The sequence below is a fragment of the Adhaeribacter terreus genome, assembly GCF_042657365.1.
GTDB lineage: Bacteria > Bacteroidota > Bacteroidia > Cytophagales > Hymenobacteraceae > Adhaeribacter_A > Adhaeribacter_A terreus.
The window spans coordinates 72,219-87,228 of the sequence record NZ_JBHSKT010000011.1; the positions used below are offsets into that span (position 1 = coordinate 72,219).

Here is a 15,010-nt window from a genome sequence, read left to right on the forward strand (position 1 = left end):
TAGATATTTAAAAACTAAATAAAACATAATGGGAAAAATTATAGGTATTGACTTAGGAACTACCAACTCCTGCGTGTCCGTAATGGAAGGTAACGAACCAGTGGTAATTCCAAACAGTGAAGGGCGCCGTACAACGCCTTCCATTGTGGCGTTCCTCGATAATGGCGAACGCAAAGTTGGTGATCCGGCTAAACGCCAGGCAATTACCAACCCGAAAAAGACACTTGCTTCTATTAAACGTTTCATGGGCCATACCTTTGATGAAGTTAGCTCAGAGCACGTTTCTTACGAAGTAGTAAAAGGACCAAATAACACGGTTCGGGTAAAGATCGATGACCGCGAGTATTCACCGCAGGAAATCTCTGCCATGGTGCTTCAGAAAATGAAAGCTACCGCCGAAGATTACCTGGGCACAACAGTTACCGAAGCAGTAATTACCGTTCCTGCTTACTTCAACGATGCGCAACGCCAAGCTACCAAAGAAGCTGGCGCCATTGCCGGTCTGGATGTAAAACGGATCATTAACGAACCTACGGCTGCTGCCCTGGCTTACGGTTTAGATAAAAAACATAAAGATCAGAAAATTGCAGTATTCGACTTAGGTGGCGGTACTTTCGATATTTCTGTACTGGAACTTGGCGATGGCGTTTTCGAAGTGCTTTCTACCAACGGCGATACGCACTTAGGTGGCGACGACTTCGACCAGAAGATCATTAACTGGTTAGCCGATGAATTTAAGAACGACGAAGGCATTGACCTGCGTCAGGACCCGATGGCTTTACAGCGTTTAAAAGAAGCGGCTGAAAAAGCGAAGATCGAACTTTCTTCTTCTAACGAAACCGAAATTAACCTGCCATACATCATGCCGGTTAATGGTATTCCGAAGCACTTAGTACGCAAACTGAGCCGCTCTAAATTTGAGCAATTAGCCCACGACCTGATCGACCGTGCCATGGAGCCTTGCAAAAAAGCCCTGAAAGATGCCGGTTTATCAGTGAGCGATATTGATGAAGTGATTCTGGTTGGTGGTTCGACCCGTATTCCTAAAGTTCAGGAAGAAGTAGAGAAATTCTTCGGCAAAAAACCTTCTAAAGGCGTAAACCCGGATGAAGTTGTGGCCGTTGGTGCTGCGATCCAGGGTGGTGTATTGACCGGTGAAGTAAAAGACGTTCTTCTGTTAGACGTTACCCCGCTTTCATTGGGTATCGAAACCATGGGCGGCGTAATGACCAAACTGATCGAATCGAACACCACTATTCCTACCAAGAAATCGGAAACGTTCTCTACGGCTTCTGATAACCAGCCTTCGGTAGAAATTCACGTGTTGCAGGGTGAGCGCCCAATGGCCCGCGATAACCGCACCATCGGTCGTTTCCACTTAGATGGTCTTCCACCGGCACCACGCGGCGTTCCGCAAATTGAAGTAACTTTCGATATTGATGCGAACGGTATTCTGCACGTAACGGCAAAAGATAAAGCTACCGGCAAAGAGCAGAAGATCCGCATCGAGGCTTCTTCCGGCTTAACCGAGCAGGAAATTGAGCGCATGCGTCAGGAAGCCCAGGCAAATGCTGAAGCTGATAAGAAAGCCAAAGAAGAAATTGAGAAAATGAACGCAGCTGACAGCATGATCTTCCAGACGGAAAAACAGCTGAAAGAATACGGCGACAAACTTTCTGAGCCAAACAAAACGGCTATTGAAGGTGCTTTAACTGAACTGCGTACGGCACATAGTTCTAAAGATGCAGCAGCTATTGACAGCGCGATGGAGAAGATCAACGCGGCATGGCAGGCAGCTTCGCAGGAAATGTATGCGGCAACGCAAGGCGGCAGCGCCGGACCTGATCCGAACATGGGCGGTGCTACCGGCGGTCAGCCAGGCGGCAACGGCCAGGGCCACGACAATGTAACCGACGTTGACTACGAAGAAGTAGACGGCGATAAAAAATAAAAACCGTATGGTTTTAAGCTAAAAAAGTCCCGGAGAGGTTTCTCCGGGACTTTTTTTTTTGAAGTTTCTCAAATAAAACGGTAGGTAATTACTCTAAAAAACTACTCTGAAGCTCGATCCGTTTCAGTTCCTGATTAAGAAAATCGCCGCACTTAATCGTACTCCCATCTTTCAGGCGGATCTGGTACGGTTCATCGGTTTTGGAAAAAGTGGCTAGCCGATCTACAAAGCCATGCGCGGTTTTCACTTTCTTTTTATGCTTGTTCCATTTGCTCAATAAATGATCCGCAGCTTTATCCGGGGAATATTCGTTGCCGTTCCGGATAAATACTGAACCAGAAAGATGCCGGAGGTAGTTGATCAGGTGGTTTACTTTTTCTTCTTCGGTCATGTTTACAGATTGCGAGACCTCCGTTTTTTCCTGATCCGAAGCATGCTGGGCTAAAGCAGCCTGATAAGTTCCCGAAACCAGTATAATAAAAATAAGTAGCTTTTTCATTGGCTTGCAAATAAATGATCTGGCAGGCACTTCAATAAAAAAATGGCTACCCAATATTATTTACTTCCTTGATTTTCAGTTTGTTGTTGAACTACCTAAGTTTTTATGCTACTTTACTAAATTACGACGTCAATTTCTTCTCCCGCATGTTTCTGCTCATTGTGGAAGTAAAATGGTAGGGTTTTAAAACAAAAAAGTCCGGCCAAAAACTCGGCCGGACTTTTAAAAACGCTATACTTTTTGGGTAAAAAACTCTTACATCTTTTCAATGCGCTGCAATTCTTTCATTAACACATCGCGGCTTTTATACGTTTTGCCGTCTTTTAACCGGATTTGGTACGCTTCTCCTGAAAGGTAAGATTCCGAAGCCAGACCATCTATAAATTCACGGGCCGTTTTAACGCGGTTACCGGCTTTTCTGCGCTTCATCTGCAAATGCTCTGCCGCAGCTTTAGCCGGGTACTCATCGCCGTTCCGGATAAAGGTAGCACCTTGCAAACCAGCTACATACTTTATCAACCGATTAATTTTCTCTTCTTCCGAAATGGTTTTTGTAACTGGTTTTGGCGTAGCAGCATTTGCCGCAGATTGAGCTAAAGCTCCTTCCGCAAAGCCAAAACTTAATAGCAAGAATGTAAAAAAAACGATCTTCTTCATATATCTATAAAATGAATTTCTGAAATAAACACTGCCTGAAACCGGCTTTGCAACCATCTTGCCACAAAAAATAACAGGTTAGTAAATATATCAGGTTTCTGTAAAAAAACGCTATGGTTTGAGCTAAAAAAAACAAAAGCCGGAACAAAAAACCGGCTTCTGATCCCGGTTTCCCGGAAAGTATTTTAGTAAAATAAATTATTTCAGCCGGGCTTCAGGGGCAAAAAAAGAATTAATGCTCTCACCCAATAACTCAAAAACGCTACCTGTACCCACCTGAAAAACAAACACCTATAACAGGCAATCTCACAAAAGTATTGCACTAAGATTTAATAACAAATACCTAGTTCTAGGTATTTTTCGGGTTAAAAACCCGGCATTCTCAATTTTCGTCTGCCAAGAATTGTATTATAATTTCAAAGGTTTATACACAACCATTTTAAAACTGACCAAGATCATGTTCCGGAGTGACTGGTTCCATAGCAAGTCGAAATGCAGGTTCCTAATTTTGAATCGCTAATAACCTGATTTACACCCCATGAAAGAACTGAGCATGCACTGGGAAAAATTTTCGCACGACGCCATAAACTTGCGGATAGAAGAAGCATTGCGCCAAAATATAGATCTGCACAAAGAACCAGTGCTCGGTATTCCGGGAACATACCTCGACCAGGAAGAATTTTACGAAGACGCCCCTTTTCTGCAGGATGCTCCGTTTTTGCGTACGCTTATTGCCAACCCAAACCATATTGGCTGCCACACGCTCAGTAACGAACATTTAAGCTATTTCCGCGGTACTCAAAAGCTGGAAATTGACCTGATAAAGATCTGCGCCGAACAAATATTTGGCGGCGAAACCAACCAGCAGGACGGCTACGTAACACCTGGTGGCACCGAAGCCAATATTCAGGCCATGTGGATCTACCGCAATTATTTCATGCGCGAAAAACAGGCAAAACCAAACGAGATCGCCGTAATTTTTTCCCAGGACAGTCATTATTCCATGCCGAAGGGCGTAAACTTATTAGGCCTTACATCACGCATCCTAAAAGTGACAGATGCCTCCCGCCAGATAGAAATGGAAGACCTGGAACTCGCCATAAATGAATTGCAGGCGAAGGGCGTAAAGCATTTTATCTTCATTCTGAATCTTTCTACCACCATGTTCGGCTCGTTAGATGACATTGATGCCATAACGACCCTGCTGAAAACCCGCAACGTAGATTTTAAACTTCACATCGATGCCGCTTTTGGTGGTTTTATTTACCCGTTCACGAATCCTGAAAATAAATTTTCGTTCCGCAACCCGGATATTACTTCCATTACTATAGATGCGCACAAAATGCTGCAAACGCCTTATGGCACCGGCATTTTCCTGATCCGGAAAAACTGGATGGAATTCGTTTGCACCGACGAAGCGCAGTATATTCCAGGTAAGGATTTTACGCTTTGCGGCAGCCGGTCCGGCGCCAACGCCATTTCTGTCTGGATGATATTGCGCACGCATGGTTCCGATGGCTGGCGCGTAAAAATGCAGATGCTCAACGACCGCACCACCCGCCTTTGCAATAAACTGAACGAACTCGGTATCAAATACTTCCGCAACCCGCACATCAACATCATCGCCATCCGGAGCAGCCATATTTCAACCCAGTTAGCCGAAAAGTACCACCTAGTAGCCGACACATATGAACGGGAAGCGAGCTGGTATAAAATTGTAGTAATGCCCCACGTACGCCAGGGCATTCTGGACCAATTTATAAGTGAATTGAAAGCCGAACAGGCAGTAATTGTTTAAGTGATTAAGTTTTGATAACTCACAAAAAGTCTTTTCGCCCTGCGGAAAGACTTTTTTCATGTAAAAGCATAGCGTTTTTGGGCCAAAAAATTATACAACCAAGCGGAATTTCGTTAACTTTCAATCACCTGAAATTTAAAATTTGCCGTGCTCCAGATATCTAAGAAAAAACTGATCTACCCGGTTTCTGAAAGTCTGCAAAAATACCTGCATGCTTACGACCGCCAGGTAACCTTGCCGGTACAGTACAGAGATCTGCTTCACTACACCGAATCATTTCCTTATTTCGATAAAAAAGGCATCGATACGCTCTGGCAAACGGTAATGTACCACGAAGGGCAGCGGCAGGAATTAAATGATGGCCTGACCATGATCTATGCCTTGCTGAAAACGGATGGCGATGTTTCAGTAATGGAGCACTTGGTGGTTTCCCGAATCGATTATTGTACTTTCGGCAATACCAATCCCTTCCGCGTGCAGATCACCAACCAGCTGAACGATAATTACGATTATTTTTACGTAAAACGGGCCGATGCTTCGCGGATCTACGGACTTGAACTGGAACATATCTTGTCTCCCAGCCGCATAAACTACCTCGTAAACGGCGAAACGCTGATAGAAGAACACATTGCCGGAATTCCGGGCGATGTTTTTATTAAAGATTACCTCGAGCTTCCGAATACCAATAAAGTTCGCATTGCCAAGGAATTTGTGAAGTTCAATGAACGCTGCTTTATCCGGTTACTCGGCGATATGCGGTCTTATAATTATGTGATAGACGTTACCCCCGATTTCGAAGACGAACAATACCGGATCCGTTCCATAGATTTTGACCAGCAGAGCTACGAAGGCCAGAAAAAGATGTACCTGCCCCAGTTCTTTAAAGAAAACAACAAAATGGTTGACCTGGTAATAAAGCTGCTGAACCCGCAAACCATGCAGCAATACCAAAGCGAGGAACGCACATCGTTGTTTCATCGCTTAAGATCGGCGCGTTATCGGTTAAAAGATCTGGTAGATATTATGCGCACCGATACTATTTCTACCCCGGAAAAGATCAGGCAACTGCAGCAGGAACTAGCCCAGCATCACAACGCCCCGGAATTTCTGAAATGCGAAAACATGGGTGAAATTGTGCGGTTGCAGTTAAAAACCATTCTGTCGCGCGAGCCGCGAATTAAGCAAAAACGCAAATAAGTTCAGCATTGAAATACTGAACTAAGCTAAACCTTCACTACTATTTTGGTTGCAGGCATTTAATAAATCATTTCTTTAAGATAACCCTATTGTTACTTTATTTCAATTAACAAAGTATCTTTGGGCGCATTAAACACCCATTACATGAACAAAATTTTACCTATCGTACTTTTCCTTTGTCTTGCTTCTACCTGTTTTGCTCAAAAAGATTTCCGCCCAGGTTATATCGTTACGCTGCAAAATGATACGCTTCGCGGATTCGTAAATTATAAAGGTGATACTAAAAGTGCGCTGGAATGTGCTTATAAAGTTTCTGAAAATGCTGAAAACCAGCCATTCAACCCAAATCAGATCATTAGCTATGGATTTATCGGCGGTAAAATCTATGAATCCAAAAGTGCTCCGATCGTTAATCGCAAATTAAACTTACTAAATCAATTTGAGGAAATTCCGGTAGCAGGAAACGGACCGGTTAGTTTTATGCAGGTATTGGTAAAAGGAACTGCCAGCTTGTATTTCATGAAAGATGCCAATGACCAGTCGCATTATTTTTTCCAGAAACTGGAAGAACCAATACAGGAACTGGTTTATTTACAAGCCAACATGACCAATCCCACAACCGGTTTGAAGTATCCTTATAAATCAAAACTTTATGTAGGAGCGCTTAAAGTCGCATTTAAAGATTGTACCTCCATTGGCCCCATAATAGATAAAACCGAACTTAAGCCGTCTCAATTAATAGATTTGTTTATAAAATATAACAAGTGCATTGCGCCTTCCAAACAAGTTATTAGTCACCACAGGTCAAAATCAGTTTTTACCTGGGGTTTAATGGCTGGTTTAAGCTTTTCACACCTAAACGTAAATATGGACTATCATTTCCTGGGTGCAGGAAAATATAACTCTAAAGCCTCGCCAACTGCCGCAGCTTTTGTAGATTTTACTTTACCATTTATTAACGATAAGTTAAGCATCAATAACGCCGTATTCTATTCCAAAAGAAGTTATACCGCTAATTACACCCATGCCTCTTCTGATTTAGCTTATTCAAATTACCGGGTGGCTTACGATTTTAACTACATTCGCCTCGAAACGGCATTACGCTATACGATGCCTGCTGCGAGATTTATTCCTTACGCCCAAGTAGGTTTAAGCAATAGCTTTATGCTAACCAATAACGAAGAGATCTCATCTACTAAATATTACCTTAATAATCCACCGGTTGAAAATCAGGATACTGACGTTTTAAGCCCAATACTACGCAAACACCAGCTTGGTTTTGTAGGAAGTGCTGGCCTGAAACATATTTTACCTAACAAGATGCCGGTATTTTTGCAAGCAAATTATGAGTTCAACACCGGGTTTACCAATGCTGTTGGCATAGGTACCAGAAGCCATAATACTGCAATTCTGGTTGGTGTAAGTTTCTGATAAGTATTTCTGGCGAAGTGACTAAAATTGTTTCGCACCAGCTTCAGGCTTTTTAAGTTAATGAAAGAAGGCTGTAGGTAAATTTGGTTGAAAACTTCTGACTAAAATATTAGACTTCAGGTCATTAATAATTCAATCCCTTATGAAAAAGCATTTCTTCACTCCCTGGGTTTTAGTTTGCTTACGTGTTTTCCTTGGCTTTCTGTTTTTCACGGCTGGCATGAGTAAACTGGTTCCGGGTTTTCCGGGACTTATGGGGCCGGTCTGGCTTGAAGCATCGCTGGCAAAATACGATCTGGCGCTGTTTGCAAGGTTTATTGCCTATTCGCAGATCCTGATCGGGTGGCTTTTACTTTCGCGCCGGTTTGCAACGTTGGGAGCTATTATGCTGCTGCCCATGCTCCTGAATATTCTGCTTATCACGATCTCACAAAACTGGAGAGGAACGCCGTACGTGGTCAGTGTTTTTCTGTTGATGAATATCTGGTTACTGGCCGCAGATTTCCACAAGCTAAAATTCCTGATCTCCGACGATGTAACTTCTCTTAAACCACAACAAATTGTCCGGCAAAAACCATTCGACGATAAATTGGTTTTGCTGGCTTTTATACCAATGTTTGCCGGTGCCGCCTTTGGAAAGACCAATGTGCAACTTGCCGTTACCTTCGTTGTAACGGGACTTTTTACCGGCTTACTCCTACCGTTTTTGTTTCAGCTTTTCAGAACCCGGAAACCCGGATCTGAGCAAATTCCGAATTCCTGAAAACGCTATACTTTTCTGCCTGAAAACTCAAAACTACTTTCTGCTCAAAACCCATCTTACGCCTAAAAACATTCTTCTGCCCTGAATCGGCGCATAATTGTACGTGGTATCGAAGGTATAGCCTTCCGGATTATTTTCGTTTATGTGTTTATCGAACGGATCGAAAGGACGCATGAGCGGATCTTTGGGTAGGAAATTGTAGAGGTTTTTCACGCCGCCGTAAACTTCAAAACCATAGTTCATTTTTTTGGTAAGCTGCAAATTATCCTGGCTGAACCACGGCGATTTTGCCGGCCGGAAATCGTTTTCCAGCACTGGTAAATGCATGGGGCCGTAAAGCCGGCCGGTATAATCTAAAGAAAGACCTATTTTGTTGAAGGTATAGGTGATCGCGTAGGTGGCAGAAACCTTGGGAGCGTGCAGTTGTGGTTGTTTTTCTTCGGTGCCGTTTTCGGCTTTTTGTACCGTATAAACTTCCATGAAAGTAGCGCCGGCATTCAGTTTTAACGGGAACGAAAACATCCAGTCGGCATTTAAGGTAATGCCGCGCGAAATGCTGTGTCCCTGTAAATTCTGATAAATGATCTGGTCAGGATTGGTCAGAAAATCACCCAAAATACGGTTGGTGAAATAGGTGTAAAACAAGCTGCCATCTAGGTTCAGATAACCATTATTCAGGTCTACAAATTTCTGGTAGTTCAGGCTTGCGTTCCAGCTTCTTTCAGGTTTCAGTTTATCTTTAATAATTACTTCGCGGGAGCCGGTTAATGCGGCGTGGTCTTCGGTAAATAAATTCACCACCCGGTATCCGTTTCCGGCATTCAGGCGAAAGGTATTATGGTTGTTTGGCGCGAATTTAAAACCCAGCCGCGGCGAAAAAATACCGCCGTGCGCCAAATTGTAATCGAAGCGAATGCCGGGCAAAGAAGTTAGTTTCTCATTGATGGTTACCTCATCCTGCACAAATATGCCCGGTAAATAAAGCTGCTGCGGTTTATTCGAGCCGTCTTTTTGTTGCGTTCCCACCGTATTATCGTCGTAAAAATCGAATCGGAAAGGCAAGCCAACCATAATATCGTGCCGATCAAAAGTCTTATTCCACAGCAGTTGCGCAAACGCAATATGCTGGTTGGCCAGGTAACGCATGGCGCCGTAAGCCGAATTCTGGCGATGGTTATTATAGGAAAACTGCAAAGTCATTTTTTCTTTCACCGGCAACGCATAAGCTCCAATTACTTCCACCCGTTTCGTATAGATCGATTCGCCGTAAATGCTGTCGCCGGCCCGGAATTGTGGTTGCCAGTTCAGTTCACCGCCCCAACGATCTTCGTATAAATAACGCGCCGCAAGCGTTGCCAGCCGGTTTTCTTTCCGGTTGAAATTCCATTTATTGAACACTGAAATCCGTTTCTGTAAAGTGATATCCGTAAAATTATCCTCGTTCACATCGCGGCGGTTCTGAAAATTAAAAGCGTTAATACCGAGCAAACTTTGCGCTTTCCCAAAGTCTTTTTTCACGGCAACATCTGCATTCAGTTCGCCGTGCGAAGAAGCCATAATATCGGTAGCAACCAACGGCGCATCCACCGGATTTTTGGTTATAATATTGATCAGACCACCTACCGCTTCCGAGCCGTAAAGCGTAGAAGCCGGGCCTTTTACCACTTCCACCCGCTGGATCATGCTGTTCGGAATACCGCTCAAACCATACACACTGCCCAGCGAACTCACGATCGGCATACCATCTATCGTTACCATGGTATAAGGCCCTTCCATCCCGTTAATGTGAATATCGCCGGTATTGCAGACGTTGCAGTTCAGTTGCGGCTGCACGCCGTTCACCATTTGCATGGCTTCAAAAATGCTGGGCGTCGGGTTTTTCTGAAACAGTTTCGGCGTATAAACTTCCACGTGGATCGGTGACTGCATGGTGTACGTTTCCTTCATGGTCCCGCTCACCACCACTTCCTGAAGTTGCTGCAGCGATTTTTTCAATTCTACCTGAAGCCATACTTTTTCGGCCCCTATCCTTAGCGTTTTCTTATGGTTCTGAAACCCAATTGCTGAAACAACCAACTCGTAATTACCAGCCGGAACATCCTTTAGCGTAAAATTTCCAGCTGCATCTGCGGTAATTCCATGAGCAGTTCCCTTCAGACCGATCAAGGCAAAGCCAACTCCTTCACCTTCCGAAACTACTTTCCCGCTGATCTCCTGTTTCAGGTTTTGCGCGAAAACAACCTGAAACCCAAACAGGTAGGTTAATATAGCATACAGTATCTTTTTAGGCATATTGCAAATATTAAAAAGGTCGAATTATATTTTAAGAAATCACCTAATCTTAAATTAAAAACAAAGATAATTTAATTTTTAGATTAACCTAAACTTATTAAACACATAACTCTAATTCATGAAAATAGTTTCCGAAACGGTATTGCTTTCATTGAAAAAACTTCATAAAAAAAAGCCTGACCGTTTTCACGATCAGGCTTTGATATTTTCAAATAATAACTGTCTCAATATGTCGCAAGTTTAGCACAGCGCAACTTATGACTTTCAATAGTTAGCCAGCTTGTAACTGGCGGAAGCATTGCGACTTTTTTACGTCAAAATCCTACCGTTTCAGTAAAGATCTGAAGCAAAAGCAAGGTATATTTTTATAGCGACTTTTCATGGTAAAACCATAGCGTTTTCATTGCCAGCCTTGTCAAATTGTCTTGCAGAAAAGGTCAGTTAAAAACTAACCACAATTTAACCCACAAGTTATGCTACACTAAACTTGCAGAATTAAACCGATAAAAATTAATCAATATCGCGGTCGCCGCGGCGAAGCTCTTCGGCGGAGCGCATCACTTTTTCTTTTAAGGTACTGCGGTATTTTTCCAGTCGGTCGGCAACCACGGCATCGGTCGTTCCCAGGATCTGAGCCGCTAAAATACCGGCATTTTGGGCACCGTTTAAGGCAACCGTAGCCACTGGAATTCCGCCTGGCATCTGCAAAATAGAAAGCACAGAATCCCAGCCATCTATCGAGTTACTCGATTTTACCGGCACACCAATTACCGGCAACGTAGTAAGCGATGCCACCATGCCCGGCAAATGCGCAGCGCCACCGGCTCCGGCAATAATGATCTTGATACCGCGTTTGCGGGCACCTTCGGCGTATTCGAACATGCGATGCGGCGTGCGATGCGCAGAAACAATGGTCAGTTCGTACGGAACCTGCAGCATTTCCAGGATCTCGGAAGCGGCTTCCATTACTTTCAGATCGCTCTGGCTGCCCATAATAATGCCAACTACGGGCGCAGTTCTCGGGTTTGATTGGTTTTCACTCATGCGATTATCTTTAAATTTTGGCGGGCATTTTCTGCTTTGGCCTGTGCTTCTGCCGTTGTTTGGGCTAAAGCGGTAAGATGGCCCATTTTGCGCGCCGGTTTGGTAATTTTCTTACCGTATAAATGTAAGTAAACCCCCGGAATTTCCAGCGTTTCGTTTATACCTTCATATTTCGCTTCGCCGGTATAGCCCGGTTCGCCCAATAAATTCGCCATGGCCGCCGCACTATGCTGACTTGTATCGCCTAAAGGTAAATTCAGAATGGCGCGCAAATGTTGCTCAAACTGCGAGGTAAAATTGGCTTTCATGGTGTGGTGGCCGGAATTGTGCGGCCGCGGGGCCACTTCGTTCACCAGTACTTCGCCGGTTTTGGTCAGGAACATTTCTACGGCCAGTAAACCAACCATATCAAACGCTTCCAGCACATTTTTAGCGAGTTCGGCAGCTTTTTTAGAAACTTCTTCCGAAATATTGGCCGGCGCAATTAAATAATCTACCAGGTTAAATTCCGGGTGAAAAACCAGTTCCGTAGCCGGGAAAACCGCAATTTCGCCGCTTTCGTTGCGGGCGCAAATCACGGCAATTTCTTTTTCGTAATCTACCAGTTTTTCTAAAACCGAAGGTTCGGTAAATATTTTTTCGGAAGCAGTTTCAGCAGTTACTTTCTGAACGCCGCGCCCATCGTAACCCAGCGTTCTGAGTTTCTGGAAAGCAGGCAGAAAATCCTGGTTCGCATTTAGCTCGGAAGCATCTTTTAAAAGCCTGAAATCGGCGGTTGGAATATTGTTCTTTTTGTAGAATTCCTTTTGCAAACCTTTGTCCTGAATGGTGCGGATCACTTCCGGATCCGGAAAAACTTTCACGCCTTCTTTCTTCAGCTGGGCAAGCGCATCGCAGTTCACGTGTTCAATTTCGATGGTAACCAGGTCGCACTTTTTGCCGAAATTATATACCGTTTCGTAATCGGCAAAGCTGCCGTGGTAAAATTCGTTGCAAAGTTGCTTGCAAGGCGCATCAGCGTCCGGATCCAGAATTAAAGTGTAAAGATTGAGGTCTATTCCGGCCTGAATAAGCATGCGCCCGAGCTGGCCGCCGCCCAAAATGCCGAGTTTTACGTTTCCGATCATGGTAAAAATGGTAGGGTTTCCGGCTTCAAAAGTACAGAATTTAAAATAGCTGACCGAAATGCAGACGCCATTTCCGGAATTTATCCAAAATCAAAAGATATTTTACTATATTCAGGTTCTACAATTTTAAAATCTTACGGAATGAATAGCTTTCAATTTTCAATATCAGGAAGGTTTAAGAATAACGTTTCAATTTGAAAAAAGCTTAGTGGCAAGTTAACGTTTAAGAAATGCTGGCGTAATGTAGCAGTTCTAGATTTGTACTAACATTTAATCTGCATATGGAATTATTTCTGGCCACATTTTCGGCTTTATTTTCGGTTGTGAACCCGTTTGGGGCCATGCCGGTTTTTCTCACATTAACGCATGACGACACACCCGAACGCCGCAACGAGCAAGCCCGAAAAGCGTGTTTTTACATGGTAGGCATTCTGGTTACGTTCTTTTTCATTGGCCAGTACGTGCTCAACTTTTTCGGGGTGCGTATTCACGATCTGCGGATTGCCGGCGGCCTGATGATCATGAAAGCCGGTTTCGATCTGCTGAACACCAAAACCGGCGGCCGTAAAATCTCTAAAACTGCCGTCGCCGACAGTATTCACCGCAACGATATTTCCTTCGCACCGCTAGCCATGCCCATGCTTTCCGGGCCCGGCGCTATTGCCGTAAGTATCAGCATGTTCAAACCTAATCTGCACACTCTTGATTTTGCCCTGATAATAGCCGGCATTGCGTTGGTTGCCATTTTAAGTTACGCCATTCTGTATTTTTCCAGCAGTCTGATGCGTTTTATGGGTCGCGCCGGCCTTGAAGCGCTTTCGAAGATCATGGGTTTTATTGTACTGGCTATAGGCGTAAACTTCATTGTTTCTTCGGTAATCGCCTTAATGAAGATGTAACCCCTCCCCTGATTCAGGGAAAGGAGCTTTTTCTACTAACTGATTCAAAATAGTTTCACTCGAACACGCAGTGGAGTACGATCAACGAAAAACGGTATCCTTTCAAGCAGAAAAACTCAGAAATGCACCTTTATAAGTTCCCTCGACTAACGCTCAGGATGACGAGAAGAAAACGTTATACTTTTCACCTTAAAAACTGACCAAAATCATCACCACTAAATAATAAAACCTGAAATCAATCTTTCCCGCATTACACAATAAAAAGTATCTTTGCGCCATGCAATTGAAGAATGACTTGTTTCTGCGGGCTGCCCGCGGCGAAAAAACTGAAAGAACTCCCGTTTGGCTCATGCGACAGGCTGGCCGGATCTTACCCGAATACCGGGCTGTTCGCGCCTCTTTGAGCGGATTTAAAGAACTGGTAGAAACGCCGGAATTTGCTGCTGAAGTTACCATTCAGCCGGTAGATCTGTTGGGTGTAGATGCTGCCATTATTTTCTCCGACATTTTAGTAGTTCCAGAAGCCATGGGCTTAACCTACGAAATGGTGGAAAGCCGCGGTCCGATTTTCCCTAAAACGGTTAAAACCGAAAAAGACATCGACCAACTGCTGATCGCCGATCCGGAAGAACATTTGGGATACGTGCTGGATGCCATAAAAATTACGAAAAAAGCTCTGAACGGCCGCGTGCCGCTTATCGGTTTTGCCGGTGCTCCCTGGACCATTTTTGCTTACATGATCGAAGGCAGCGGTTCTAAAACGTTTTCGCAGGCGCGTAAAATGCTTTATACTGAACCGGCAATGGCGCACAAACTGTTGCAGAAAATTACCGATACCACCATTGCATACTTGCAGGCACAAGTTGCAGTCGGAGCTAATCTTATCCAGATCTTCGATTCCTGGGCAGGTATTTTACCGCCGGCGCATTACAAAGAATTTTCCTATAAATACATCAAGCAGATCTGCGACGCACTAACAAACGTGCCCGTTACAGTTTTTGCCAAAGGCGCTTTCTTTGTTCTGGAAGATTTCGGCCGGCTTTCCTGCCAGGTTGTAGGTTTAGACTGGAACATGAATATTGCCGAAAGCCGTAAACAAGTTGGGCCGGATAAAACCTTGCAAGGAAACCTCGATCCGTGCGCTTTATACAGCGATTTTGCTACCATTCGCAAGGAAACAAAAAAGATGCTGGAAGCCTTCGGACCCGACCGCCATATTGCCAATTTAGGCCACGGCGTTTACCCGGATACCAATCCTGACCACGTACGCTGCTACATAGATGCCGTAAAAGAATTCAGTGCGCAAATGCGTTAAGTCAGCGCTTCAAACTTGAAAAAGGGCCGGTTTATTA

The 15,010-nt window shown here is 44.2% G+C and carries 12 protein-coding genes; 7 read left to right on the forward strand and 5 right to left on the reverse strand.

The features are described from left to right. Positions 1 to 28 precede the first annotated feature (28 nt). On the forward strand, positions 29 to 1,951 hold the full coding sequence (gene dnaK / locus ACFPIB_RS15740; RefSeq protein WP_378018427.1) for a molecular chaperone DnaK: 1,923 nt from the start codon (positions 29 to 31) through the stop codon (positions 1,949 to 1,951). Positions 1,952 to 2,039: 88 nt separating this feature from the next. On the opposite strand, the gene ACFPIB_RS15745 is transcribed toward dnaK, so the two are convergent. Together ACFPIB_RS15745 and ACFPIB_RS15750 are read right to left on the reverse strand one after the other, a co-directional pair. Beyond that, positions 2,040 to 2,450, reverse strand: coding sequence for a DUF5329 family protein (locus tag ACFPIB_RS15745; RefSeq protein WP_378018428.1), 411 nt, complete (start codon positions 2,448 to 2,450; stop codon positions 2,040 to 2,042). A gap of 255 nt (positions 2,451 to 2,705) precedes the next feature. Beyond that, complete coding sequence (locus ACFPIB_RS15750) at positions 2,706 to 3,107, reverse strand: DUF5329 family protein (protein ID WP_378018429.1); 402 nt, start codon at positions 3,105 to 3,107, stop codon at positions 2,706 to 2,708. A gap of 538 nt (positions 3,108 to 3,645) precedes the next feature. On the opposite strand from ACFPIB_RS15750, the gene ACFPIB_RS15755 reads away from it, so the two are divergent. The 4 genes from ACFPIB_RS15755 to ACFPIB_RS15770 all read left to right on the forward strand — a co-directional run bounded on the left by ACFPIB_RS15755 (position 3,646) and on the right by ACFPIB_RS15770 (position 8,296). Beyond that, entirely contained in the window at positions 3,646 to 4,905 is a 1,260-nt protein-coding gene (locus tag ACFPIB_RS15755) for an aminotransferase class I/II-fold pyridoxal phosphate-dependent enzyme (RefSeq protein ID WP_378018430.1), read from the forward strand. A gap of 147 nt (positions 4,906 to 5,052) precedes the next feature. After that, positions 5,053 to 6,102: a hypothetical protein gene (locus tag ACFPIB_RS15760; protein ID WP_378018431.1), complete on the forward strand. Its 1,050-nt coding sequence runs from the start codon at positions 5,053 to 5,055 to the stop codon at positions 6,100 to 6,102. A gap of 144 nt (positions 6,103 to 6,246) precedes the next feature. Continuing rightward, on the forward strand, positions 6,247 to 7,533 hold the full coding sequence (locus ACFPIB_RS15765) for a hypothetical protein (RefSeq protein WP_378018432.1): 1,287 nt from the start codon (positions 6,247 to 6,249) through the stop codon (positions 7,531 to 7,533). Between the two features lie 142 nt (positions 7,534 to 7,675). Next, entirely contained in the window at positions 7,676 to 8,296 is a 621-nt protein-coding gene (locus ACFPIB_RS15770) for a hypothetical protein (RefSeq protein ID WP_378018433.1), read from the forward strand. Positions 8,297 to 8,329: 33 nt separating this feature from the next. Here ACFPIB_RS15770 and ACFPIB_RS15775 read toward each other — a convergent pair whose 3' ends face one another. From ACFPIB_RS15775 to ACFPIB_RS15785, 3 genes are all read right to left on the reverse strand, one after another. Continuing rightward, the gene (locus tag ACFPIB_RS15775; RefSeq protein WP_378018434.1) at positions 8,330 to 10,588 is read right to left on the reverse strand and encodes a TonB-dependent receptor; all 2,259 of its coding nucleotides are present in this window, start codon (positions 10,586 to 10,588) and stop codon (positions 8,330 to 8,332) included. Positions 10,589 to 11,098: 510 nt separating this feature from the next. Next, a complete protein-coding gene (gene purE / locus ACFPIB_RS15780; RefSeq protein WP_378018435.1) occupies positions 11,099 to 11,632 on the reverse strand; it encodes a 5-(carboxyamino)imidazole ribonucleotide mutase in 534 nt (177 codons plus the stop codon). Then, positions 11,629 to 12,759, reverse strand: coding sequence for a 5-(carboxyamino)imidazole ribonucleotide synthase (locus ACFPIB_RS15785; RefSeq protein WP_378018436.1), 1,131 nt, complete (start codon positions 12,757 to 12,759; stop codon positions 11,629 to 11,631). The genes purE and ACFPIB_RS15785 overlap by 4 nt, the downstream gene beginning before the upstream one ends. A 281-nt stretch (positions 12,760 to 13,040) precedes the next feature. Between ACFPIB_RS15785 and ACFPIB_RS15790 the strand changes: the two genes are divergently transcribed. Next, positions 13,041 to 13,658 (forward strand): MarC family protein, encoded by a 618-nt coding sequence (locus tag ACFPIB_RS15790; protein ID WP_378018437.1) that lies wholly within the window; start codon positions 13,041 to 13,043, stop codon positions 13,656 to 13,658. 277 nt (positions 13,659 to 13,935) lie between these two features. After that, positions 13,936 to 14,973, forward strand: a complete 1,038-nt coding sequence (gene hemE, locus ACFPIB_RS15795) for a uroporphyrinogen decarboxylase (protein WP_378018438.1) — start codon at positions 13,936 to 13,938, stop codon at positions 14,971 to 14,973. Positions 14,974 to 15,010 lie beyond the last annotated feature (37 nt).